The sequence below is a fragment of the Geodermatophilus sp. SYSU D00742 genome, from assembly GCF_054049935.1.
On the sequence record NZ_JBJGYJ010000050.1, the window covers coordinates 1 to 24055 of the forward strand.

A 24055-nucleotide genomic window follows, 5' to 3' on the forward strand; every position below is an offset into this window, starting at 1 on the left:
CGCGGGGGCCGACGAGGGCCCCTACGGGGACCGCGCGCGCCGCGCCCGGCCCCCCCCCCCCCCCCGCCGCCCCCCCCCCCCCCCCCCCCCCCCCCCCCCCCCCCCCCCCGCGCAGCCACCCTCGGCGCGGAGCCGACGAGCGCGATCGAGGAGGTCCCGTGACGACGGTGACGAGGGCCTACGTCTCCCGGCTGGCCGGGCTGCCGGTGTTCGACCCCAACGGCGACCGCGTCGGCAAGGTGCGCGACGTCGTCGTGGCCCTGCGGGTGGGCACCGCCGCGCCCCGGGTGCTCGGGCTGGTCGTGGAGGTGGTGGCCCGTCGCCGCATCTTCGTGCCGATGGGGCGGGTGACCGCCGTCGACACCGGCGCCGTCGTGCTGGCCTCGGGGACGCTGAACCTCAAGCGCTTCGAGCAGCGGCGCGGCGAGACCCTCGTGCTCGGGGAGCTGCTGGACCGCGCGGTGCAGATCGCCGAGTCCGGCCGTCCCGCGCACGTGGTGGACGCCGGGATGGAGCAGACCCGCACCGGCGACTGGGTGCTGTCCAAGCTGGCCGTGCAGGAGCCCGGCCGGCTCGGTCGCCGGGGGCAGCTGCACACGATGGCCTGGGACGAGGTCACCGGCCTGGCGCTGCCGCAGAGCGGCCAGGGCGCCGAGACGCTGATCGCCACCTACCGCGAGCTCAACGCCGCCGACCTCGCCCACGCGCTGCAGGACCTCCCGATCAAGCGCCGGCACGAGGTCGCCGAGGCGCTGGACGACGAGCGGCTGGCCGACGTCCTCGGGGAGCTGCCCGAGGGCGACCAGATCACCATCCTCGGCACCCTGGACGAGAAGCGTGCCGCCGACGTCCTCGAGGTGATGGACCCCGACGACGCCGCCGACCTGCTGGCCGAGCTGTCCAACGTCGACCGCAACCGGCTGCTGGAGCTCATGGAGCCCGACGAGGCCGAGCCGGTGCGCCAGCTGCTGCAGTACTCCGAGGACACCGCCGGCGGCATCATGACCAGCGAGCCGGTGATCCTCACCCCCGACGCCACGATCGCCGAGGCGCTGGCCCGGGTGCGCGAGCCGGAGCTGACCCCGGCGCTGGCCAGCCAGGTGTACGTGTGCCGGCCACCCTCGGCCACGCCGACCGGCCGCTACCTCGGGCTGGCCCACATCCAGCGGCTGCTGCGCGAACCACCGTCCACGCTGGTCAGTGGCGTCCTCGACGACCTGGAGCCGCTGCGGCCGGAGGCGCCGCTGGCCGAGGTGACCCGCTACTTCGCCACCTACAACCTGGTCGCCGCGCCCGTGGTCGACACCGAGGGCCGGCTGGTGGGCGCGGTCAGCGTGGACGACGTCCTGGACCACCTGCTGCCCGAGAACTGGCGCGAGCGGGCCCGCCGTGGCTGAGGGCCGCCGCCTCGACGTCCCGCGGGGGGCGCGGGGGTTCGGCAGCTTCCTGCGGCTGGACCCCGACGCGGTCGGCCGGTTCGCCGAGGGCATCGCGCGGTTCCTGGGCACCGGCCGGTTCCTCGCCGTCCAGACGGTGATCGTGGCCGTGTGGATCATCCTCAACGTCTTCGCGGTCCGCCTGCAGTGGGACCCCTACCCCTTCATCCTGCTCAACCTGGCGTTCTCCACCCAGGCCGCCTACGCCGCGCCGCTGATCCTGCTGGCGCAGAACCGCCAGGCCGACCGCGACCGGGTGCAGGCCGAGGAGGACCGCGCCCGCGCCGCCTCCACCCGCGCCGACACCGAGTACCTGGCCCGCGAGCTGGCCTCCCTGCGGGTCGCCGTCGGCGAGCTGGCCACCCGCGACTTCATCCGGGGTGAGCTCAACCGGCTGGTCGCCGACGAGGACGACGACACCGCTGACCGGAAGAAGAAGGCCGGCGGCAAGAAGCGCCGCGAGGCCGCGGCCGGCTCCGACGCGGCGAGCTGACCGCGCCGGGCCGGCCGGTTCCGTCGTCCCCCTGCGTCAGGATCGCGCCGTGACGCGCACGCACACCGTCACCGGGTCGCCGATCGGCCCGCTGACGCCGGTGACCGAGGACGGCGCGCTGGTCGCGCTGTTCATGGAGCTGCCCGGCCGCCCTCCGGACGCGGCCGTGCTCGGGCAGCGGGACGACGCCGCGTCCGCCGGCGTGGTCCGCCAGCTCGGCGAGTACTTCTCCGGTGACCGGACGGTGTTCGACCTCGTACTGCGCCCGTCCGGCAACGACCTCCAGCTGGCCGTGTGGCGGCTCATGGCGGAGATCCCCTACGGCGAGACCCGTTCCTACGGCGCGCTCGCCCGGCAGCTCGGCGACCGCACCCTCGCCCAGGCCGTGGGCGCGGCATGCGGGCGCAACCCGCTGCCGGTGGTCGTCCCCTGCCACCGGGTGGTCGGCGCCGACGGGAGCCTCGTCGGCTTCGGTGGCGGGCTGCACCGCAAGCGCTTCCTGCTCGACCTGGAGCAGCGCGGTCAGCGGCTGTTCTGATGCCCGGTCAGCCGGTGAGGACGTGCACCACCGCGCCGGCGACGCCCGCGAGCACCAGGACGACGATGAACGGCGCCCGCAGCGCCAGCGCGAGCGCCGCCACGGCGAGCCCGGCCAGCCGCCCGTCGAGCACGATGTCGTTGCCGGAGGTGGCGACCTGGACGGCGACCAGCGCGGCCAGCAGCGCGGCCGGGACGAAGTCGACGACGCGGGTCACCCACGGCCGCTCCACCCAGGTGGCCGGCACCGACAGCCCGGCGAGCTTGAGCAGGTAGCAACCGAGCGAGGCGGCGACGACCGTCGTCCACAGCGCGCTGCCGCTCACGCCACCCCCTCCGTCGCGACCCGCGGTCGCGGCCGCCCCGCGAGGGCGACCGCGACGACCGCCGCGACCACCTGCACGCCCGCGGGCACGACGGGGGTCAGCACCAGCGCGACGACCGCGCCGCCGACGGCCACCCGCCGCTGCACGGCCGCCTCGGGGAACGACCGCTGCAGCCGCGGCCACAGCAGGGCCAGGAAGGCGGCGGGGACGACGGCGTCGAGGGCGGCCAGCGCGGCCCCGGACAGCGCCGCCGCCCCGAGGGAGCCGACGACGGTGGTCGCGTTCCAGACCAGGAAGATCGTCCCGCCGCCGGTGAGGAAGGCCAGCCGGGCCAGCCCGCGGTCGGGGGCGGCGATCGCCAGCGCAGTCGTCTCGTCGATGACCCAGTGCGCCGTCCCGACCCGGCGCAGCACGCCGCGGGGGCGCAGCAGCGGCAGCAGCCGCACGCCGTAGACGGTGTTGCGGGTTCCGAGCAGCAACGCGCTGCCGACGGCGGCCAGCCCGCTGCCGCCCGCGCCCAGCACGCCGACCAGGGCGAACTGCGAGGCGCCGGTGAACATGAGCAGCGACATCGTCATGGCCTGCCACAGGTCGAGTCCGGCGGCGTCGGCCGCGGCACCGAAGGCGGCACCGTAGAGGCCGACGGCCAGCCCCAGCCCGACCGCGTCGCGCAGGGTGGCGGATCGGTCGGCGGACACGGGCCCAGGCTAGTGACGGCCGTAGTGCGTACTGGATCACTCCGCTCGGGGCGGGCGGCCCCTGCGTGTCGCCGTACAGTGGCAGGAGACCCGTGTGCGCAGGTCGCCGCCGCCTCTCGGCGGACCGGACCGGGTCCCCCGTCGAAGGAGACAGACGCAACGATGTCCGCCCCGCTGACCGGCGCGCCGGCGCTCGACGCCGTCAACGCCGCTCTGGCCACCGTGCAGGACCCGGAGATCAACCGCCCGCTGACCGAGCTGGGCATGGTCAAGGACGTCCAGATCGCCCAGGACGGCACCGTCCGGGTCGAGGTCTACCTCACCGTCTCGGGCTGCCCCATGCGCGAGACCATCACCAACCGCGTCACCCAGGCCGTCTCCGCCGTCCCCGGTGTCACCGCGGTCCAGGTCGGGCTCGACGTGATGGACGACGAGCAGCGCGCCGAGCTGCGCCGCACCGTCCGTGGCACCGACGCCGCCGACCCGGTCATCCCGTTCGCGCAGCCCGGCTCGCTGACCCGCGTGTACGCGGTGGCCTCCGGCAAGGGCGGCGTCGGCAAGTCGTCGGTGACGGTCAACCTGGCCGCGGCGCTGTCCAAGCGCGGCCTGTCCGTCGGCGTGGTCGACGCCGACATCTACGGACACTCGGTGCCGCGCATGCTCGGGGTCGACGACAAGCCCACCCAGGTCGACAACATGATCATGCCGCCGCAGGCCTACGGCGTGAAGGTCATCTCGATCGGCATGTTCACCCCCGGCAACACCCCGGTCGTGTGGCGTGGGCCGATGCTGCACCGCGCGCTGCAGCAGTTCCTCGCCGACGTGTGGTGGGGCGACCTCGACGTCCTCCTGCTGGACCTCCCGCCCGGCACCGGCGACGTCGCGATCTCGATCGCCCAGCTGCTGCCCAACGCCGAGATCCTCGTCGTGACGACGCCGCAGCTGGCCGCCGCCGAGGTCGCCGAGCGGGCCGGTGCGATCGCCACCCAGACCCACCAGCAGGTGGTCGGCGTCATCGAGAACATGTCGTGGATGGACCTCCCCGACGGCTCGCGCATGGAGGTCTTCGGGTCCGGCGGTGGCCAGACCGTCTCCGACGCCCTGACCCGCACCCTCGGCGCCCGCGTGCCGCTGCTGGGCCAGATCCCGCTCGACACCCGCGTCCGCGAGGCCGGCGACGCCGGTGCGCCGGTCGTGCTCGCCGACCCCGCGTCGCCGGCGGCGCAGGCGCTGACCGCGATCGCCGACGGGCTGGCCAGCCGCCAGCGCGGGCTCTCGGGCATGTCCCTGGGGCTCACCCCGGTCCGCCGCTGACCTGACCGACGACAGCGGCCCGGTCCCACCGCGGGACCGGGCCGCTGTGCCGTTCCGGCGGTCCGGACTGCCGGCCCCACTCGTGCGCTGCCGGGGATTGAGACCGGCGACCCGCGAGGAGCACCGGCCGACCGGCGGCACGTGACCGCGGTGCGGTCCGGAGGACCGCCGGGTCAGCTAGGTCGCGTCGGGGTCGAACGGGGGCGGGGTCCCGGCGTCCCGCGAGCGGACGGCGTTCCGGCCGGCCACGGTGGCGCCCGCGCCGGCCTTGGCGAGCCCGGCGGAACCGGTGCCGCTGCCCCGGCGCACGGGCGGCGCGTCGTCGTCGGCGAGCAGCTGGTTCCGGATGAACGTCTTCGGGTGGTACTGGCGCAGGTCGAGGTCGCGCAGCTTGGCGAGGTCGTCGCCGAGCGACTCGTCCATCTGGGCCCGGACCCCGGTGACCGCCTCGCGCACCTTCTTCAGCCCGGTGGCGGCGTCCTTGGCCAGGTCCGGGAGCCGCTCGGGGCCGAAGATGAACAGCGCCGCGAGCGCGAGGACGATGATCTCGCCCCAGCCGATCGAGTCGAACACGAAACCGCTCCCGTCCTCCCGCGGGCCCACCTGCCGCCGCGGCTCTCCAGCCTAGGCGCGCAGCGGCGCCGGGTCAGTGCCCCGATCCGGGGGGTGGTGGGGGTCTCAGGCCTCGTCGAGCGTGACGTCGACGGTCGTGGAGGACCCGCCCCGGATCAGCTCGATGCGGACCGTCTCCCCCGGCTCGTGGGCGTCGACCGCGACGACGAGCTCCTCGGAGCTGCCCACCGGGTCGTCGTCCACCGCGATGATCACGTCCTGCTCGCGGATGCCGGCCTCCGCCGCGCCGCTGCCGGGCTCGACGTTGACCACGAGCGCGCCGTCCCGGGTGCCGTCGGTGACCGAGCGGGCGTTGACCCCGAGCGCGGCGTGCACGGCCCGGCCGGTGCTGATCAGCTGCTCGGCGATGTCCCGGACGGTGTCGATCGGGATCGCGAAGCCGAGGCCGACGCTGCCGCCGCCCAGGGAGGCGATGGCGGTGTTGATGCCGATGACCTCCCCGGAGCCGTTGACCAGCGCACCACCGGAGTTGCCCGGGTTGATGGGTGCGTCGGTCTGCACGGCGCTGATGACGGCGTTGGTGTCGCTGCCCTCCCCCGACAGCCGCACCGGCCGGTCCAGCGCGCTGACGATGCCGGTGGTGACCGTGCTGGCCAATCCCAGCGGGGAGCCGATCGCGACGACGGGGTCCCCGACGACGACGTCGGAGGAGTCGCCGAGGGCCGCGGTGAGCAGGCCGGGCTTCTCGACCTTGAGGACGGCGACGTCGCTGGCCGGGTCGCGGCCGACGATGCGGGCCGCCGACCCGCTGCCGTCGGAGAAGACCGCGCGGATCTCGGCGCCCTCGACGCCGTCGGCGCCGGAGATGACGTGGTTGTTGGTGACGATGTAGCCGTTCTCGCCGTCGACGACCACGCCGGAGCCGGTGGCACCGGCCTCCCCGAGACGGACCTCGACGGAGACGACCGTCGGCGTGACCCGCTCGGCGATGTCGGACACCGAGCCCGGCTCACGGGCGATCCCCTCGCTCGTCTCGTTGAGCTGGGTGCCGGGGGCCAGCAGCGGGGTCTCACTGGCGGTGCGGGTCAGCAGGTAGCCGGCGGCACCGCCGATCGCGCCGACCAGGAGCACGGCGAGGACGACGAGCACCGACAGCCGGACCGACAGGTCGCGCAGCCGCAGCTTCCGGCGGCCCTTCGCGTCCACGACGACCGGGCCGGGCTGGTCCTCCGGCTCCACGAACACCGCCGGCCCGATGAGCCCGGCGGGTGCATGGGGGTCGCGCCACGGGTCGTTGCGGGCATCGGGCTTCCACCAGGGGCCGGTGGCGGTGCGGCGGCGGCCGGGGCGGCCACCGGGGGGCTCCTGCAGGCCGCCCCGGCCGGGACCGGGCGGCGCGAAGGCCCGCAGCACCGCCTCCGGGGGCGGGGGCGGGAGCGGTCGCGGCGGCGGGGTGGGCCGGTCGCCGGCGAAGCTGCCCTGGACGGCGGTGGGCCGCCCGAACGCGGCCTGCTGTGCGGGGCTCGGCGGCGCCGGGCGGAGCGCGGCCGGGCGGGCGCCGCCGGGCGGCGGGTCGAAGCCGCCCACCCCGGCCCGAGGGCGCGCGAAGGCCTCGTCGGGGCCCGGCGCCTGGTCAGCGGGCCGCGACTCCCGGGGGACCTCCGGGTTCTCGGGCAGCGGGTCCTCCCCGGGTGCGGCGTCGGTACGACCGTTCAGGGCGTGCCACCCAGGCGGCCGGTGGTGTCCAGGGTGATGGTCCGCACCACCGGCGGCGCGATCTCGGTGCGCTGCTCCGGGGAGGAACCGGCGACCGAGGACGGCACCCGGCGCTCACCGTGCGCGCCGTCGACGGGCAGCCCCAGGGCGAGCACGGTGACGCCCAGCCCGAGGCCGGCCAGCGCACCGGCGACCCCTCGCCGCAGCCAGCGGGCCTGCCCCGGGCGCTCGGCGGCCGGCGGCAGCGGGTCCAGCGGCACGGACCAGGAGCCCGCGGGGCCGGACACGGTGAGCTGTCCGGGACCGGCGCTGAGCCCGCCCCCGGCACCGGGGACGTCCGCGGTGAACGGGATGGCGCGCAGCCGGGACAGCAGGTCGCCGGGCACCGCCACCTCGGAGCAGGTGTGCAGCGCCTCCTTGGCCTCGCGCTGGGCCTGCACGGCCATCCGGCACTGCGCACAGCCGGCCAGGTGCCGGGCCGCGCGGGCGGCGGGGCCGCCGGCCAGCTCGCCGTCCACCAGGGCGGCGATCGCCTCCTGGGCCAGGTGGCTCTCGGGGATGTTCACCCCGCGCTCCCCTCGGCGACCACCGGGCGGCGCGGGGCCAGGTGGGCCAGTGCCTCGCGCAGCTGGACACGGCCGCGGTGGATGCGGCTGCGGACCGTGCCGAGCTTGATGCCCAGGGTGGCCGCGATCTCCTCGTAGGTCAGGCCCTCGATGTCACAGAGGACGACGGCGACGCGGAACTCCGGCGACAGCGCGTCCAGCGCCGCCTGCACCTGCGGGTCGAGGTGGGTGTCGGAGTAGACCTGCTCCGGGCTGGGCGCGGTGCCGGGGAGGCGCTCGGTGTCCTCGGGCAGCGCGTCGAAGCGGATCCGCTGCCGGCGGCGCACCATGTCCAGGAACAGGTTGGTCGTGATCCGGTGCAGCCAGCCCTCGAAGGTGCCGGGCGAGAAGTCCGCCAGGGAGCGGAACACCCGGACGAACGTCTCCTGCGTCAGGTCCTCGGCGTCCTGCGGGTTGCCCGACAGCCGGTAGGCCAGGCGGTAGACGCGCGCGGAGTGGTCGCGCACGACCTGCTCCCAGGTGGGCGCGACCCAGGCCTCGGCGCCGGGCGCGTCGGCCGGCGGCACGGGGGGGACGGCGGGGTCGGGCACGGGTCCAGGATCGCAGACGGGGGCCGTTCCCTGCCCTCCCACGTCGGCGGGTCGGGCGGAGGCGGCTCGCTCGGGGCGCACGTCGTGATCAACGGGCCGCGCACCGTCCGGTGTTCCCGTTCACAGCAAGCTCACAGCTGCGCCGGTCGCGGTCGGTCACGCCGGGTGGGGCCACTACCCTCGCCCGGTGATGAGCGCCGCGGAGACGACGAGGGAGCGGGCATCGCAGCGAGCGCCGGCGCGCGACGACCAGCGCGGGGACCAGCGGTGAGCGCCGAGGGACCGCGGCCCGGGCGGGGCGGCGCCGCGTACGCCGACCGGTTCGCGACCGAGACGCCTGCCCTGGTCTCGGCCCGGGCACGGGCGGCCCGCCTCGGCGGCCCGGCGCCGGTCGAGCCCGCCGTCGGCGCCACCCTCGCCGTCCTGGCCGCCACCGCCGGCGCCCGCGCGGTGGTCTCCATCGGCAGCGGCGCCGGGGTGGTCGGGCTCTGGCTGCTGGAGGGGATGCGTCCCGACGGCGTCCTCACCGCGCTGGACGGCGACCCGGAGCAGCTGCGCGCGGCCCGTCTGGCCTTCGTCGAGGCCGGCCACCCCGCCGGCCGCACCCGGATGATCTTCGGGACGCCGGCCGAGGTGCTGCCGCGGCTGTCGCCCGGCGCCTACGACATGGTGGTGTGCGCCGGGCCGCCCACCGAGTACGCCCGGCACCTCGAGGCCCTGCTGGACCTGGTGCGCGTGGGCGGCACGCTGACCTGCCACGGGCTGCTCGAGGACGACCGCATCGCCGACCGCGCGGCCCGCGACGAGCAGACCGTGACCTGGCGGGAGCTGGCCCGCACCGTCCGCGAGCACGAGTCCCTCACGTCGGCGGTGCTGCCGATCGGGGCGGGTCTGCTGGTGGCGACCCGGCGGCGCTGAGCCCCGACCCGCGTGCCCGTCCGCGGATGTGCGCGCCGAAGGTCAGTCGGTGCCGGACTCCATCGCGGCGCGGTCGAGCAGCTCGTCGGCCTCCGAGACCGCCCCGCGCGAGGCGATCGCCTGGGCCCCGCCCGCGGGCATGGCGCCGATCAACCCGGTCGCGGCCGCCTGCGCGGCGCCGATGGACGCCGGGTGCACGCCGCCGACCATGCCGAGGCCGGCGTACTGCTCGAGCTTGGCCCGGGAGTCGGCGATGTCGAGGTTGCGCATGGTGAGCTGGCCGATGCGGTCCACCGGGCCGAACGCGGAGTCCTCGGTGCGCTCCATGGACAGCTTGTCGGGGTGGTAGCTGAACGCCGGGCCGGCGGTGTCGAGGATCGAGTAGTCCTCGCCGCGCCGCAGGCGCAGGGTCACCTCGCCGGTGACGGCCATGCCCACCCACCGCTGCAGCGACTCCCGCAGCATGAGCGACTGCGGGTCCAGCCAGCGCCCCTCGTACATCAGCCGGCCGAGGCGCCGTCCCTCGCTGTGGTAGGTGGCGAGGGTGTCCTCGTTGTGGATGGCGTTGACCAGCCGCTCGTAGACGATGTGCAGCAGGGCCATCCCGGGCGCCTCGTAGATGCCCCGGCTCTTGGCCTCGATGATCCGGTTCTCGATCTGGTCGGACATGCCCAGGCCGTGCCGGCCGCCGATGGCGTTGGCCTCCAGCACGAGGTCGACGGCGGAGTCGAACTCCTTGCCGTTGATGCTGACCGGCCGCCCCTGGGCGAACCCGATCGTGACGTCCTCGGTCGCGATCTCGACGGCGGGGTCCCAGAACCGGACGCCCATGATCGGCTCGACGACCTCGACGCCGGCGTCCAGGTGCTCCAGCGACTTGGCCTCGTGGGTGGCGCCCCAGATGTTGGCGTCGGTGGAGTAGGCCTTCTCCGTGCTGTCCCGGTAGGGCAGCCCGTGGGCGACCAACCACTCCGACATCTCCGTGCGGCCGCCGAGCTCGGTGACGAAGTCGGCGTCCAGCCACGGCTTGTAGATCCGCAGCGAGGGGTTGGCGAGCAGGCCGTACCGGTAGAACCGCTCGATGTCGTTGCCCTTGTAGGTGGAGCCGTCGCCCCAGATCTGGACGTCGTCCTCGAGCATGGCGCGCACCAGGAGGGTGCCGGTGACCGCCCGGCCGAGCGGGGTGGTGTTGAAGTAGCTGCGGCCACCGGAGCGGACGTGGAACGCCCCGCAGGTGAGGGCCGCGAGCCCCTCCTCGACCAGCGCCGCCCGGCAGTCGACCAGACGGGCGATCTCCGCGCCGTAGGCGGTGGCCCGCCCGGGGACCGAGGCGATGTCCGGCTCGTCGTACTGGCCGATGTCGGCGGTGTACGTGCAGGGCACCGCCCCCTTGTCGCGCATCCACGCGACCGCCACCGAGGTGTCGAGTCCGCCGGAGAAGGCGATGCCGACGCGCTCGCCGACGGGGAGGGAGGTGAGGACCTTGGACACGGGAAGAAGTATGCACGCCTGTGCATGATCATGCACAGGCGGGGTGGCGGCCCGGAGGAGCCGCCACCGGCGGCGCGCCCCTACAGCAGCGCGCGGGCGCCCTTCCCGAGGACGGTCACCCCGCCGGCGCTCACGTGGTAGCGCTCGCGGTCGACACTGAGGTCCACGCCGATGCGCGCCCACGGCGGGACGACGACGTTCTTGTCGAGGATGGCCCGCCGCACGTAGGCGCCCTCACCGACGAAGACGCCGTCCATGAGCACGCTGTCCTCCACCCGCGCACCGCGCTCGACCCGCACCCCCGGTGAGATCACCGAGTTGTGCACCGAGCCCCCACCGATGATGGCGCCGGCACTGACCATCGACTCCTCCGCGCGGCCGCCGAGCACGAACTTCGCCGGTGGCAGCTGCGGCGGGAGGGTCAGGATGGGCCAGCGGTCGTTGTAGAGGTTGAAGATCGGGGTGACCGACACGAGGTCCATGTGGGCGTCGAAGTACGAGTCGATCGTCCCGACGTCCCGCCAGTAGCCGTGGTCGCGTTCGCTGGCGCCCGGGACGATGTTGGTGGAGAAGTCGTAGACCCACGCCTCGCCGGCCGCCGCCAGCATCGGCATGATCGAGCCGCCCATGTCGTGCGCGGAGTCCTCGTCCTCGGCGTCGGTGCGCAGCGCCTCGAGCAGGGCGTCGGTGGTGAACACGTAGTTGCCCATGGAGGCGAAGCTCTCCTCGGGCGAGTCCGGCAGGCCGGGCGGGTCGGCCGGCTTCTCCAGGAAGCCGCGCACCTTGCCCTCGGCGTCGGCGTCGATGACCCCGAACTCGGTGGCCTCGGCCCGCGGCACGCGCAGACCGGCGATGGTGACCCCCGCACCGGTCTGCACGTGCTGGTCGATCATCTGCGCCGGGTCCATGCGGTAGACGTGGTCGGCGCCGAAGACCATGACGATGTCGGGCCGGGCGTCGTAGATCAGGTTGAGGCTCTGGAAGATGGCGTCGGCGCTGCCGGTGTACCAGCGCGGCCCGAGCCGCTGCTGCGCGGGCACGGGGGTGATGTAGTTGCCCAGCATCTGCGACAGCCGCCACGTCGTGGTGATGTGCCGGTCGAGGCTGTGGCTCTTGTACTGGGTGAGGACCGCGATCTGCCGGATCTCGGCGTTGACGAGATTCGACAGGACGAAGTCGATGAGCCGGTAGTTGCCACCGAAGGGCACCGCCGGTTTCGCCCTGTCCGCGGTCAGAGGGGCCAGCCGCTTGCCCTCACCGCCGGCCAGGACGATGCCGAGAACCCGAGGACCGCCACGCATGTGACGCAACGTAGCCGTTGGACGGGGCGCCCGCCGCACCGCGGTGCACGGTGCTCACCCCTAGGGTGAGACGCGTGCGCATCGGCATGGTGACCCGCGAGTGGCCGCCGGACGTCTACGGCGGCGCGGGGGTGCACGTGGAGCACCTCGCCGCGGCCCTGCGGACGCTCCCGGCGGGCCCCGAACTCGACGTCCACTGCTTCGGCGAGCCCCGCGGGGACGCCACGGCCCACGGCGTCCCCGCCGGGCTGGCGGGCGCCAACGGCGCGCTGCAGGCCCTGGGGGTCGACGTCGAGATCGCCGGGGCGCTGGCCGGCGCCGACCTGGTGCACAGCCACACCTGGTACGCCAACGCCGCCGGGCTGTTCGCCGCCCTGGTGCACGGGGTGCCCCACGTGGTCACCGCCCACTCCCTCGAACCCCGCCGGCCCTGGAAGGCCGACCAGCTCGGTGGCGGCTACCGGCTGTCCTCGTGGGTCGAGCGCACCGCCTACCTCGCCGCGGACGCGGTGATCGCGGTCAGCGGCGGCATGCGCGACGACGTGCTCGCCGTCTACCCCGACCTCGACCCGGCCCGCGTGCACGTCGTCGGCAACGGGGTGGACGCCGAGGCCTACCGGCCGGTGGACGACCCCGACGTCGTCCGCTCCCTGGGTGTGGACCCGGACCGGCCGTACGCGCTGTTCGTGGGCCGGATCACCCGTCAGAAGGGTGTCATGCACCTGCTCCGGGCGGCCGAGCAGCTGCCCGCCGAGGCCGGTCTGGTGCTCTGCGCCGGCGCCGCCGACACCCCCGCCGAACGGCAGCAGGTGGCCGACGCGGTGGCCGAGCTGCAGGCCCGGCGCGACGGCGTGGTCTGGATCGAGGCGATGCTGCCGCGCGAGCAGCTGGTGCCGCTGATCACCGGCGCGACGGTGTTCGTCGTCCCCTCCGTGTACGAGCCGCTGGGCATCGTGAACCTCGAGGCGGCCGCCTGCGGCACCGCGGTGGTGGCCAGCGCGGTCGGCGGCATCCCGGAGGTCGTCGCCGACGGCCGCACCGGGCTGCTGGTCCCCTACACCCCGGACGACCCCGCGGTCTTCGAGTCCGGCCTCGCGCAGCGGGTGGCCGAGCTGCTCGCCGACCCGGACCGTGCGGCACGGATGGGCGCGGCGGGGCGGGAGCGGGTGCTCGCCGAGTTCGGCTGGCCTGCCATCGCACAGCAGACGGTCGAGGTGTACTCCGCGGTCCTCGCCGGCCGGGGCTGACCCGGCGCGCTGGTACCGTCGCTGCGCCGGCCCCTGCCGGCGGCGCCCGTGCAGCGAAGTCCGGTGGGAGACCGGCGCTGTCCCGCAACTGTGATGGCCGTACCGGCCTGAGCCAGATCGCCTGCCGCGCGTCGTGTACCGACCTTCGCGGCAAGGGTCGCGCATCGGGTGCCGGGTGCCCGTGGGCGGCGCACGCCGCCTCGCAGAGAGACCTCCGTTGCCCCGAACGACTCCGCGCCGGCTCTCCCCCGCCGCGCTCCTGCTCCCCCTGGTCCTCGTCCTGTCCGCGTGCGGCGGGACCGACTCCGCCGGCGGGGACGCCACCACGGCGACCACCCCCGCCGGGGACTTCCCCGTGACCGTCACCGGGGACGCCGGCGAGCTCACCCTCGACCAGCGCCCCGAGAACATCGTCTCGATGTCGGCCTCGGCCACCGAGATGCTGTTCGCCATCGGCGCCGGCGACCAGGTCGAGGCGGTCGACAGCACCTCCGACTTCCCGGCCGAGGCGCCGACCACCGACCTGTCGGCGTTCACGCCCAACGCCGAGGCGATCGCCGCACACGACCCCGACCTCGTCGTCCTCAGCGACGACCTCAACGGGATCGTCGACGCGCTCGACGCCCTCGCGGTGCCCACCCTGCTGCTCGGTGCGCCGTCCACGCTGGAGGAGAGCTACACCCAGGTGGAGACCCTCGGTGCGGCCACGGGCCGGGCCGACGAGGCCGCCGAGGTGGTGACCGACGTGCAGGACCGGATCGCCGCCGCCGTCGACTCCGTGGCGGCCGAGGTGCAGGGCATGCGCGTCTACCACGAGCTCGACCCGAGCTTCTACTCCGCGACCGGCGAGACCTTCATCGGCAGCGTCTACCGCGCCTTCGGCCTGGACAACATCGCCGACGGGGCGGCCGACACCTCCGGCGGCTACCCGCAGCTGTCCGCCGAGTACGTCGTCGGCCAGGCGCCGGACCTCGTGGTGCTGGCCGACACGGTCTGCTGCGGCCAGACCGCTGCCACGCTCGCCGAGCGGCCGGCGTTCGACACCGTCCCGGCCGTGCAGGAGGGCCGCGTGCTCGAGGCCGGGGACGACGTCGCCTCCCGGTGGGGGCCGCGGGTGGCCGACTTCGCCGAGTCCGTGGCCGCCGTGCTGCGGGGCTGAGCGCCCAGCCGATGACGGCCACCGCGGGGAGCACCCGCAGCTCCGAGGCACCGGCGCCGGCCCGGACCCGCCGCCGGGCCGCGCTGGTGCTGTGGGGCGCCGGGGTGGCCCTGGTCCTGGCCATGCTGGCCGGGGTGTGGGTCGGGGCCCTGCCGCTGCCGCCCGGCGCGGTCGTCGCCACCCTCGCCGACCGCGCCCTGGCCCCCCTGGGGGTCGACGTGGGCGGTGGCCTGGAGGGGACGGGGGCGGCGGTGCTGCTGCAGCTGCGGCTGCCGCGGGTGGTGCTCGCCGCCCTCGTCGGCGCGGGCCTGGCCGTCGCCGGCGCCGCCTACCAGGGGGTCTTCCGCAACCCGCTGGCCGACCCGTACCTGCTGGGGGCCGCCGCCGGGGCCGGCCTCGGCGCGACCCTCGTCATCGCCCACGCCCCCGGGACCTCGCTCGGGCCGGTGGGCGTGGTCCCCCTGGCGGCGTTCGCCGGCGCCCTGCTCGGGGTCGGCGCGGCACTGGTCCTCGGCACGGCGGCCGGCGGCTCGCACGGCCCGACGCTGCTGCTCGCCGGCGTCGCCGTCGCCTCGTTCCTGGCCGCCGCGCAGACCCTGGTCCAGCAGCAGAACACCGACGACCTGCGCGAGGTCTACGGCTGGCTGCTCGGGCAGCTCGGCCGCGCCCAGTGGTCCGACGTCGTCCTGGTGCTCCCCTACCTCGGCGTCGCGTGCCTGGTGCTGCTGCTGTGCGGGCGGGCCCTCGACGTGCTGGCCGTCGGTGACGACGAGGCGCGGTCCCTGGGCGTGCACCCGGGCCGGATGCGGCTGCTGGTCATCGTCGCGGCTTCCCTGGCCACCGCGTCGGCGGTCGCGGTCAGCGGGCTGATCGGGTTCGTCGGGCTCGTGGTCCCGCACATCGCCCGCCGGCTGGTCGGCGGCTCCAACGCCCGCGTCCTGCCCGCGGCGCTCCTCATCGGGGGCGCCTTCCTCGTGGTGGCCGACCTCGTCGCCCGGGTGGTGCTGGCACCGGCCGAGCTGCCGATCGGCGTGGTCACCGCCTTCGTCGGCGCCCCCTTCTTCGCCGGGCTGCTGTGGCTGGGGGCGAGGGGGCGGTGAGCGGTCCGGCCACCGGCGGTGCGCGGGTGGAGGTCCTGGGGCTGAGCGCCGCGTTCGGCCGCACCCGGGTCCTCGACGACGTGCGGCTGGCCGTGGAGCCCGGTGGGTGGACGGCGGTCATCGGCCCCAACGGAGCGGGCAAGTCCACCCTCCTGCGCTCGGTGCTCGGGTTCCACCCGCACGAGGGGCTGGTCCGCGTCGACGGCGTCCCGACCACGGGGATGCCGCGCCGCGAGCGGGCCCGCCAGCTCGCCTACGCCCCGCAGCGGCCCGTCGTCCCCGAGGGCGTGAGCACCGCCGACTACGTGGCGCTGGGCCGGACGCCGCACCGCTCCCTGCTGGCCGCACCGCGGCCGGGCGACCGCCGGGTCGTGGCGGAGGTGATGGCGCGTCTCGGCCTGACCGGGCTCGCCGACCGGCTGGTCTCGACGCTCTCCGGCGGCGAGCAGCAGCGCGCCGTCCTCGCCCGGGCGCTGGCCCAGCAGCCGCGGGTGCTGGTGCTCGACGAGCCCACGGCGGCGCTCGACCTGGGCCACGCCCAGCAGGTGCTCGACCTCGTCGACCGGCTGCGCCGCCAGGACGGGCTCACCGTGCTGAGCACGCTGCACGACCTCAGCCTGGCCGGGCAGTACGCCGACCGGCTGGCGCTGCTGTCCGCCGGCCGCGTCGTGGCCGAGGGGCCGCCGGCCGACGTCCTGACCGCCGACGCGCTGGCCGGCCACTACGGCGCCCGCGCGCAGGTGGTCCCCGGACCGCACGGCCCCGCCGTCCTGCCGCTGCGCGCTCCCGAGGGCGACCGGGGAGGATCGTCGGCCGGACCGCTGCCCGGGACCGAGCCGCGCGGCGGGCCGGCCGGGCGGCCCTGACCCCGAGGAGGGACCGCGTGTCGCAGGCCGCCGCACCGGTGTTGCAGGTCGGCCTGCTCGCCGCCCCCGGAGCCCCCGCCGGGCTGGCCGGCTGGCTGGCTCCCGAGCTCACCGCCGAGCTGTCGGCGGCCCACCTCGAGGTCCGGTGGGAGCTCCGGGCCGTGGAGGACGGGCTGGTGCAGCCCCCGGCGGACGACGACGAGATCGTCGTCGCCACCCGGCGCCGGCTGCTCGCCGAGGACTGGGACCTCGCTCTCGCCCTCACCGACGTGCCGCTGGAGGTGGGGCGCCGGCCGGTGGTCGGGCACGCCAGCCCGGTGCACGGGGTCGCCCTGCTGTCCCTCCCGGCGCTCGGTGCCGTGGGTCGCCGCCGCAAGGCGCTGCAGGTCGCCGCGGGGCTGGTGCGCACCCTGCTGGGCACCGGGGACGGCGAGGAGGACGACCGCGCCGCGATGGGACGGCGGCTGCGTGAGCTGGCCACCGACCCGGCCGACTCCGCGGCCGGGGTGGCGTTCACCGCACGGGTGCTGTCGGGCAACCTGCGGCTGCTGCTGGGCATGGTGCGGGCCAACCGGCCGTGGCGGCTGGCCGCGCAGCTGTCCCGGGCGCTCACCGCCGCGATCGCGGCCGGTGTCTTCGCCCTCATCACCGCCGACGTCTGGCGGCTGGCTGACGCGTTCGGCTGGCTCCGGCTGACCCTGGTCGCAGTCGGCTCGGTGGTCGCCGTCGTGGTGACCCTCGTGGCCGGTGCCCGGCTGTGGGAACGGCCGCGGCACCGGCGGGAGCGCAAGCAGGTGCTGCTGTTCAACGTCGCCACCACCGCCACCGTGGTGCTGGGCGTGCTCACGCTCTACGCCGTGCTGTTCCTGCTGGCCCTGGCCGGGGCGCTGCTGCTGGTGGTCCCGCCGCTGTTCGCCGAGGGCCTCGGCCACCCGGCCCACCTGTCGGACCACCTGGAGCTGGCCTGGCTGACCTGCTCCCTGGCCACCGTCGGCGGCGCCCTCGGTGCGGGGCTGGAGTCCGACGAGGCGGTGCGGGAGGCCGCGTACACCTACCGCACCGGGCAGCCGGTGGAGGAAGGCGAACCGGTCGGGTCCGTTTCGCCGCGTGCAGGGGTCGCGGATGACGGATGATCTGCCCGTGTCGATCGCCGAGCGCTTCTCCGCCGCGCTGGGCCACGTCTCCGACCCCGACCTCGACGGCCCGGAGCTGCTCCCCGTCCGCCTGGCCCGCGCCTGCGCCCGGGTGCTGGCGGTGGACGGCGCCGGCCTCAGCGTCCTCGACCGCGCCGGCCGGCAGATCCCGCTGGGGGCGAGCTCCGATGCCGCGGCCGAGGCCGAGCGGCTGCAGTTCACCGCCGGCAGCGGCCCCTGCCAGACCGCGCACGAGCACCGGGAGCCGGTGTTCGCGACCTCCGCCGACCTGCGCCGGCGCTGGCCGAGCTTCGCCGACCTGCTCGCCGAGCGCACCCCGTTCCGGGCCGTGGTGGCCCTGCCCGTGGGTGAGACCCTCGCCGGCCCGGGCGCCCTCGACCTGCTCTTCGTGGACGAGGCGACCGTGACCGAGCTCGACGTCTTCGAGGCCGTGGCCGTCGGCGACCTGGTCGCCTCCGCCCTGGGGGAGGCGACGGTGTGGTCGCCGTGGTCGCCGCAGGGCGGGCCGGCCTGGCTGCACGGCCCCGCCCCCCGGCGCCGGGCCGTGGTGTGGGAGGCGATCGGCCGGGTGAGCATGGAGCTGGGGACCGGAACACCCGCGGCGCTGGCCCTGCTCCGCGCCGCGGCCTGGTCGGCGGGGCGGTCGGTCGACGACCTGGCGGCCGACGTGGTGGCCGGGCGGCTGGACCCGGCCACCCTGCGCCCGGACGACGCGGACCCGCGCTCCTGACACCCCGGGCCGGCGCCCCCGCGTTGCGCCGCCCCTCCCCGCGATTGGGGGTCGGCGACCCCCGTCGATCGGCTGTCGCCGCACGGGACAGGGGATGACACTGTGCGTACACGGACGCGGTCCGGGTGCGACCGGCCGCACGGTGGCGCGTACGGTGCCCACCGCTCGGCCCCGGGAGACGATGGAGGAGGTGACGCGTGATCAAGGTGTTGCTGGCAGACGACCACGCCTTCGTCCGTGACTCGCTGACCGAACTGCTCTCCGCGAGCGGCGACGTCAGCGTCGTCGCGCAGTGCGAGGACGGCGGACAGGTCCTCGACGCCGCCCGGGCCACCCAGCCCGACGTCGTCCTCCTCGACCTCGCCATGCCCCGGGTCACCGGCCTCCAGGCCGCTCGCGAGCTGCTGGCCGCCCACCCCGGCACCAGGGTCGTCGTCCTCACCGGCTCCATGACCCCCGCACTCGTGGCCGAGGCCCAGGAGATCGGCGTGGTGGGCTACCTCCTCAAGGACGACGACCCGGGTGCGCTGCCCGGACACGTCCGCGCCGTGGCCGCCGGCGGGACAGCATGGAGCGACGCCGCGGCGTCGGCCGTCCCCCGGAAGAGTGAGCCGGGCCGTGACGTCAGCAACTGAACCGCACCGTCTCGTGCACGCTGTGTACCGACCCGCTCATGGCGCGTGGAGTTGCCCGGGGACTTAGGTCCTGACTTGGTCCTGAACCCCTGGTCAGACCCCTCGCGTTCCGGTGCTATGTGCGGGCTGGACCGCGCGGCGGCCGGCAGACAGGCACGACAACGGGGGTAACACCATGACGCTCGCCCAGCTGGACCGTGGGACCGGCATCGACCAGATCCGCGTCCTGGTCGTCGACGACCACCGCACCTTCGCCGAACTGCTGTCCGGCGCGCTCGCCTCCGCCGGCATGCAGGCGGTCGGGACGGCGCACTCCGCGGCGCAGGCGGTGGCGATGGCCCAGGACCTCCAGCCCGACGTCGTCGTCATGGACATCGAGATGCCCCGCCAGGACGGCCTGGCCGCCACCCGCCGGATCCGCGAGGTCGCCCCGCGCTCCGTCGTGGCGGTCGTGACCGCGCACCGCGACCCCGACTGGGTGGTCCGTGCCGCGCAGGCCGGCGCCTCGGCGTTCATCCCGAAGGACGGCTCGCTGGCCGAGATGATCGACGTGCTCTCCCGGGTGCAGGCCGGCCAGATGCTCGTCGCCCCCTCGACGTTCGCCGGCGGCCCGACGTGCGCCCCGGCGGCCTCGCCCGACCGCATCGCCCCGCCGCAGCTGACCCGCCGCGAGCAGGAGGTGCTCGACTGCCTGGGCCGCGGCATGCAGGTGAAGGCGATCGCGCGGGTCCTCGGGATCACCCTCGAGACCTGCCGCGGCTACGTGAAGTCGCTGCACGCCAAGCTCGGTGTCCGTTCCCAGCTCGAAGCCGTCGTCAAGGCGCAGCAGCTGGGGCTCCTCGGCTCGCTGAATGAGCACTGACGCACCCCCTGCCCCTCCCGTCGACACCCCGCGAGGCATGCCACGCCGCCGCACGCCGGGCGTGCGCCGCGAGCTCGCCGCCTTCTGCCTCACGGCGCTGTTGACGCTGCTCGTCGTCTCGGCGGGGACCGTCTGGCTGAGCGAGCGCATCGCCCGCACGAACGCGCTGGCCGAGGCCGAGCGGGGTGCCGAGCGGCTCGGCGAACTGCTGGTGGCACCCGTCCTGACCGAGGCGCTCGCGGGGGTGCCGGGCCGGTGGGAGGAGCTCGACCGGGACGTCATGAACCGGATGAGCGACGGCTCGGTGACCAAGATGGTCGTCTGGCGGGCGAACGGCGAGATCCTCTACGCCAGCGACCCCCAGCTCACCGGCCGGGTCATCGAGCCCTCCGAGGACCTGCTCGCGGCCCTCGACGGCGAGACGGTGTCCGACGTCGACGATGCGCCGGAGACCGCGGCCGACGGCGAGGGCGCGATGCTGGAGGTGTACGCCCCCCTGCGGGTGCCGGGTGAGCGGCTCGCCTTCGAGGCGTACTTCGCCTACGAGGGCATCGACCGCCAGGCGGCCCTGCTGCGCGGGGAGATCATCCCGATGGCGATCGGCGCGCTGGTGCTGCTCCAGGTGGTGCAGATCCCGATCGCCGTCTCGCTGGCCCGGCGGGTGCGCCGGCAGGAGGCCGAGCGGGCCGCGCTCATGCAGCGCACCGTCGAGGCGTCCGAGCGCGAGCGCCGGGCGATCGCCGCCGACGTGCACGACGGTCCCGTGCAGGACCTCGCCGGCGTCAGCTACGCCCTCTCCGCCCTGCGCAGCAGCCTGCCCGAGGACCGGCAGCCGACGGTCGACAAGCTGGTGGGGGCCATCCGCCACGCCGTGCAGTCGCTGCGCCGGCTCATGGTGGACATCTACCCGCCCGACCTCAGCGGCTCCGGCCTGGGCGCGGCGATCGCCGACTGCGCCGAACCGCTGCGCGCCGAGGGCGTGACGGTCCTCATGGACGCCGCGCCGCTGCCGGAGATGACGCCGGACGCCGCCGCGGTGCTGTACCGCACCGCCAAGGAGGCCCTGGCCAACGTGGGCCACCACGCGGGGGCCACCCACGCCTGGATCACCCTCGAGGAGACGGTCTCCGACGGAGGGCCGTCGGTGCGGCTGGAGATCGCCGACGACGGGGTGGGCTTCCCCGCCGACGGCATCGACCGGCGGCAGGAGGGTCACCTCGGCCTGTCCCTGCTGCGGGACCGCGTCGTCGACCTGGGTGGCACGGTCACCTTCGGCGAACGCCGAGGTGGGGGCGCCGTCCTGACCGCAGTGGTACCGGTGAGTCACGATCAGTGACGCAATTGCCCGCCTGACCTGCACAGACCCCCCATTTGCGGGAGCCCCGCATCCCCTTGTGACGGCTGTGGCCGGAGGGACCTGAACGAGAGAGTTCCACTACCGCACATCGACCGCGGCAGTGAGGAGCCCTCCCCGATGGACATGCCCAGCCTGAACCGCCGTGACGTCCTCAAGGTGTCCCTGGCCGGCACCGCAGCGATGGCACTGCCCTTCCAGGCCGTCCTGTCGGCGAAGAGCGCGTCCGAGCTCAGTGAGAGCAAGCTGCCGAGGCCGTACGCCGCCGCGTTCCGCGCCCCGAGGATCGCCAAGCCGGTGGTCAGCGACGACGTCCCCGGCAACGACTACGGCACCCGGCCCGACACCGGCGAGCCGATCCCCGGTGGCCAGTACGGCGGCACGGACTACTACCGCATCGAGCAGAAGCCCACGACGGTCGAGTTCATCAAGGGCATCCAGACCACGGTGTGGGGCTACAACGGGGAGGTCCCGGGCCCGACGATCCGCACGTACGTCAAGGACGGCATGCCGCGCCGGGTGGTCATGCAGCAGATCAACCGGCTGCCGGCCAAGCACCCGACCCTCAACTACGTGCCGTGGACCTCGACCCACCTGCACGGTTCGCCGTCCAAGCCGCAGTACGACGGCTACGCCGGCGACCTCACCCAGCCCGGTGAGTGGAAGAACTACGAGTACCCGAACAACTGCACCCCCCGGACGGCCTGGTACCACGACCACGGCGTGCACCACACCGCCCAGAACGTCTACATGGGCCTGGCCGCGCAGTACCACATCGTCGACGAGGCCCTCGAGGCCAGGCTGAACATCCCGCGCTACCGGCGGGACTGGGCGGCGAGCCAGCCCCAGTACGAGTTCCCGTTGATCATCAGCGACGTCATGTTCGCCAGCAACGGCCAGCTGATGTTCGACGACGACGGCGAGTCCGGCCTCTACGGCGACGTCATCCTCGTCAACGGGGTGCCGTGGCCGAACATGAAGGTCGAGCCGCGCTCGTACCGGTTCCGGGTGCTCAACGGTTCCCTGGCCCGCGGCTACAAGCTGCGGCTGAGCAACGGCAAGCCCTTCACGATCATCGCCACCGACGGCGGGTTCGTGCACGAGCCGCAGACGGTCACCACGTTCACCATCGGCATGGCCGAGCGCTACGAGATCGTCATCGACTTCGCCAGCATGAAGGGCACGAGGGTCCAGCTGCTCAACAGCGGCGTCAAGAACGCCCGGGACTTCGACCACACCGGCAAGATCATGCAGTTCGAGGTCGGCACCGCGGCGCCCACCAGCCTGGAGGGCAACGGACCGCTGAACCTGGCCGAGTTCGCCAAGCTCAAGCACCCGGCGATGAAGCTGACCGCCGGCGAGTCCGTCGCCACCCGGCGCATGGAGCTGGAGCGCACCAACGGGCTGTGGGTCATCAACGACCAGACCTGGGACGACGTCGTCCGCTCCAAGTACGAGAAGGTCTTCGCCAACGTCGCGCCCAACTCGGTGGAGATCTGGGAGGTCGAGAACTCCTCAGGCGGATGGTTCCACCCGCTGCACGTGCACCTGGTCGACTTCCAGGTGCTCGACCGCAACGGCCAGCCGCCCCGCCCGGAGGAGCGCGGCCCCAAGGACGTGGTCTACGTCGGCGAGGGCGAGACCATCCGCGTGCTCATGCGCTTCGAGCACGAGGAGGGGCGGTACATGATCCACTGCCACAACCTCTCGCACGAGGACCACGACATGATGATCCAGTACCAGGTGGGTCATCACGACATCGACTGCGACTCGATCAACACCTGCCCGCCCAAGGGCGGGGAGCCCGAGGAGCTCAAGGCACGGCAGGAGGCCATCGAGGAAGCCGTCGAGGAGGCCGAGGAGGCAGCCGAGGAGGCAGCCGAGACGCCGGCGCCGACGCCGGCCCCGACCACGCCGTCGACGTCGTCGGCGCCCAGCCGGCGGGGCGCCACCAGCACGGCTCCCACCAGCACGGCTCCCAGCACCCCCGAGCCGGTCACCACCCCGGCACCCACCACCTCGGCACCCACCACGTCGGCCGCGCCGACCACGCCGACGCGGCGTACCCGGTGACCGCCCTCCACACCGCCCCGGCGGTGCCCCAGGAGGCCACACACCCCCGCCGCGTCTCCCGCTGGCAGCTGGTGGCCGCGGCCGGACTGGCCGCCGCCGGCGGGCTGCACGTGGCCGCCGCGGTGGACCACTTGGAGTCCGGTGAGCTCGCCGTCGGGTTCTTCCTGCTCACCGCCCTGGCGCAGGTGGGGCTGGCCGCCTGGCTGGTCCTCAGCGCCTGGGCGGGGCGCCGGACCAGCCCGGAGCTGACCGCCTTCACCCTCCTGGGCACCGTCGGCCTGCTCGCGCTCTACGTGGTGGCCCACACGACCGGCCTGCTCGACGCCTTCGCGGTGACCCACGAGGCGCCGGGGGGGCACCTGCACGACGTCCCCGGACGGGAGATGCTGGCGATCGACCCGGTCACCGGCGTCGACTTCACCGACGGCATGCCGGTCGCCGTCGACGGTCCGGTGGCCATGGACGGCGCACCGGTCGAGTCGGGCGGGCACGGGCCCGAGGCGGTGGGTACCGCGACGGTCGGTGCCGAACTGCTGGCGCTCACCGCGCTCACGGCCCTCCTGCCGGCCACCTGGCGGGGACGGGCCACCAACGGACTGCTGGCCCTGGGCGGCCTCGCCTGGGTGCTCTGGTTCACCGGCGTCCTCGGGTGAGGAACGCCCCTCCATCAGCCGCCGTGGCCACTGGTGACCCCCGCACCAGTGGCCACGGCGGTGGGCGGCACCCGGCTCCGCGCCCGGGTACCGCCGCCCGACGGGCCGCCGTGGTCACTGGTGACCCCCGCACCGGTGACCACGGCGGGGGGGGGGGGGGGGGGGGGGGGGGGGGGGGGGGGGGGGGGGGGGGGGGGGGGGGGGGGGGGGGGGGGGGGGGGGGGGGGGGGGGGGGGGGGGGGGGGGTGGGGGGGGGGGCGACG

Annotated in this window: 24 protein-coding genes; 16 read left to right on the forward strand and 8 right to left on the reverse strand. The window is 75.0% G+C overall.

Annotation, left to right across the window (positions count from 1 at the left end; translation table 11 throughout):
- The first annotated feature begins 158 nt into the window (after positions 1-158).
- The 3 genes from ACI78V_RS21720 to ACI78V_RS21730 are packed head-to-tail and all read left to right on the forward strand — an operon-like array spanning position 159 to position 2467.
- Positions 159-1397: a magnesium transporter MgtE N-terminal domain-containing protein gene (locus ACI78V_RS21720; protein ID WP_456854593.1), complete on the forward strand. Its 1239-nt coding sequence runs from the start codon at positions 159-161 to the stop codon at positions 1395-1397.
- Complete coding sequence (locus ACI78V_RS21725; protein WP_456854595.1) at positions 1390-1929, forward strand: DUF1003 domain-containing protein; 540 nt, start codon at positions 1390-1392, stop codon at positions 1927-1929. The genes ACI78V_RS21720 and ACI78V_RS21725 overlap by 8 nt, the downstream gene beginning before the upstream one ends.
- A 49-nt stretch (positions 1930-1978) precedes the next feature.
- A complete protein-coding gene (locus ACI78V_RS21730; RefSeq protein ID WP_456854597.1) occupies positions 1979-2467 on the forward strand; it encodes a methylated-DNA--[protein]-cysteine S-methyltransferase in 489 nt (162 codons plus the stop codon).
- Between the two features lie 7 nt (positions 2468-2474).
- Here ACI78V_RS21730 and ACI78V_RS21735 read toward each other — a convergent pair whose 3' ends face one another.
- A complete protein-coding gene (locus ACI78V_RS21735) occupies positions 2475-2792 on the reverse strand; it encodes an AzlD domain-containing protein (RefSeq protein WP_456854599.1) in 318 nt (105 codons plus the stop codon).
- Positions 2789-3490 carry an AzlC family ABC transporter permease gene (locus ACI78V_RS21740; RefSeq protein ID WP_456854601.1) on the reverse strand — a complete coding sequence of 234 codons (702 nt, stop codon included), beginning with the start codon at positions 3488-3490 and terminating at the stop codon, positions 2789-2791. Before ACI78V_RS21740 ends, ACI78V_RS21735 begins: the two co-directional genes overlap by 4 nt.
- 162 nt (positions 3491-3652) lie before the next feature.
- Here ACI78V_RS21740 and ACI78V_RS21745 point away from each other — a divergent pair, with 162 nt between their 5' ends.
- The gene (locus ACI78V_RS21745) at positions 3653-4804 is read left to right on the forward strand and encodes an Mrp/NBP35 family ATP-binding protein (protein ID WP_456854603.1); all 1152 of its coding nucleotides are present in this window, start codon (positions 3653-3655) and stop codon (positions 4802-4804) included.
- Between the two features lie 177 nt (positions 4805-4981).
- Here the strand turns inward: ACI78V_RS21745 and ACI78V_RS21750 are convergent, their stop codons facing one another.
- The 4 genes from ACI78V_RS21750 to sigE form a co-directional block, all read right to left on the reverse strand.
- Positions 4982-5377, reverse strand: a complete 396-nt coding sequence (locus ACI78V_RS21750) for a twin-arginine translocase TatA/TatE family subunit (RefSeq protein ID WP_456854605.1) — start codon at positions 5375-5377, stop codon at positions 4982-4984.
- Between the two features lie 105 nt (positions 5378-5482).
- Positions 5483-6964 carry a S1C family serine protease gene (locus ACI78V_RS21755; protein WP_456854607.1) on the reverse strand — a complete coding sequence of 494 codons (1482 nt, stop codon included), beginning with the start codon at positions 6962-6964 and terminating at the stop codon, positions 5483-5485.
- Between the two features lie 125 nt (positions 6965-7089).
- Positions 7090-7659, reverse strand: coding sequence for an anti-sigma factor family protein (locus ACI78V_RS21760; protein WP_456854609.1), 570 nt, complete (start codon positions 7657-7659; stop codon positions 7090-7092).
- Positions 7656-8249 (reverse strand): RNA polymerase sigma factor SigE, encoded by a 594-nt coding sequence (gene sigE / locus ACI78V_RS21765; RefSeq protein WP_456854611.1) that lies wholly within the window; start codon positions 8247-8249, stop codon positions 7656-7658. The genes ACI78V_RS21760 and sigE overlap by 4 nt, the downstream gene beginning before the upstream one ends.
- Before the next feature lie 267 nt (positions 8250-8516).
- On the opposite strand from sigE, the gene ACI78V_RS21770 reads away from it, so the two are divergent.
- Positions 8517-9167, forward strand: a complete 651-nt coding sequence (locus ACI78V_RS21770) for an O-methyltransferase (RefSeq protein ID WP_456854613.1) — start codon at positions 8517-8519, stop codon at positions 9165-9167.
- A 42-nt stretch (positions 9168-9209) separates the two neighbouring features.
- On the opposite strand, the gene argG is transcribed toward ACI78V_RS21770, so the two are convergent.
- Positions 9210-10658, reverse strand: a complete 1449-nt coding sequence (argG, locus tag ACI78V_RS21775; protein WP_456854615.1) for an argininosuccinate synthase — start codon at positions 10656-10658, stop codon at positions 9210-9212.
- Positions 10659-10738: 80 nt separating this feature from the next.
- On the reverse strand, positions 10739-11959 hold the full coding sequence (glgC, locus tag ACI78V_RS21780; RefSeq protein ID WP_456854617.1) for a glucose-1-phosphate adenylyltransferase: 1221 nt from the start codon (positions 11957-11959) through the stop codon (positions 10739-10741).
- A gap of 74 nt (positions 11960-12033) precedes the next feature.
- Between glgC and glgA the strand changes: the two genes are divergently transcribed.
- From glgA to ACI78V_RS21835, 11 genes are all read left to right on the forward strand, one after another.
- On the forward strand, positions 12034-13206 hold the full coding sequence (gene glgA, locus ACI78V_RS21785; protein WP_456854618.1) for a glycogen synthase: 1173 nt from the start codon (positions 12034-12036) through the stop codon (positions 13204-13206).
- 217 nt (positions 13207-13423) lie between these two features.
- A complete protein-coding gene (locus tag ACI78V_RS21790; RefSeq protein ID WP_456854621.1) occupies positions 13424-14365 on the forward strand; it encodes an ABC transporter substrate-binding protein in 942 nt (313 codons plus the stop codon).
- Positions 14366-14376: 11 nt separating this feature from the next.
- Positions 14377-15465 carry a FecCD family ABC transporter permease gene (locus ACI78V_RS21795; RefSeq protein ID WP_456854623.1) on the forward strand — a complete coding sequence of 363 codons (1089 nt, stop codon included), beginning with the start codon at positions 14377-14379 and terminating at the stop codon, positions 15463-15465.
- Positions 15462-16331, forward strand: coding sequence for an ABC transporter ATP-binding protein (locus tag ACI78V_RS21800; RefSeq protein WP_456854625.1), 870 nt, complete (start codon positions 15462-15464; stop codon positions 16329-16331). The genes ACI78V_RS21795 and ACI78V_RS21800 overlap by 4 nt, the downstream gene beginning before the upstream one ends.
- Positions 16332-16348: 17 nt before the next feature.
- Complete coding sequence (locus ACI78V_RS21805) at positions 16349-17464, forward strand: hypothetical protein (protein WP_456854627.1); 1116 nt, start codon at positions 16349-16351, stop codon at positions 17462-17464.
- A 7-nt stretch (positions 17465-17471) separates the two neighbouring features.
- A complete protein-coding gene (locus tag ACI78V_RS21810) occupies positions 17472-18215 on the forward strand; it encodes a GAF domain-containing protein (protein WP_456854629.1) in 744 nt (247 codons plus the stop codon).
- A 197-nt stretch (positions 18216-18412) separates the two neighbouring features.
- Entirely contained in the window at positions 18413-18850 is a 438-nt protein-coding gene (locus ACI78V_RS21815) for a response regulator (RefSeq protein ID WP_456854632.1), read from the forward strand.
- 175 nt (positions 18851-19025) lie between these two features.
- Positions 19026-19712: a response regulator gene (locus ACI78V_RS21820; protein ID WP_456854634.1), complete on the forward strand. Its 687-nt coding sequence runs from the start codon at positions 19026-19028 to the stop codon at positions 19710-19712.
- 37 nt (positions 19713-19749) lie between these two features.
- Positions 19750-21048 (forward strand): sensor histidine kinase, encoded by a 1299-nt coding sequence (locus ACI78V_RS21825; RefSeq protein ID WP_456854636.1) that lies wholly within the window; start codon positions 19750-19752, stop codon positions 21046-21048.
- A 138-nt stretch (positions 21049-21186) separates the two neighbouring features.
- Positions 21187-23139, forward strand: coding sequence for a multicopper oxidase domain-containing protein (locus ACI78V_RS21830; protein ID WP_456854638.1), 1953 nt, complete (start codon positions 21187-21189; stop codon positions 23137-23139).
- Positions 23136-23792, forward strand: coding sequence for a hypothetical protein (locus tag ACI78V_RS21835; RefSeq protein ID WP_456854640.1), 657 nt, complete (start codon positions 23136-23138; stop codon positions 23790-23792). Before ACI78V_RS21830 ends, ACI78V_RS21835 begins: the two co-directional genes overlap by 4 nt.
- Positions 23793-24055: the final 263 nt, after the last annotated feature.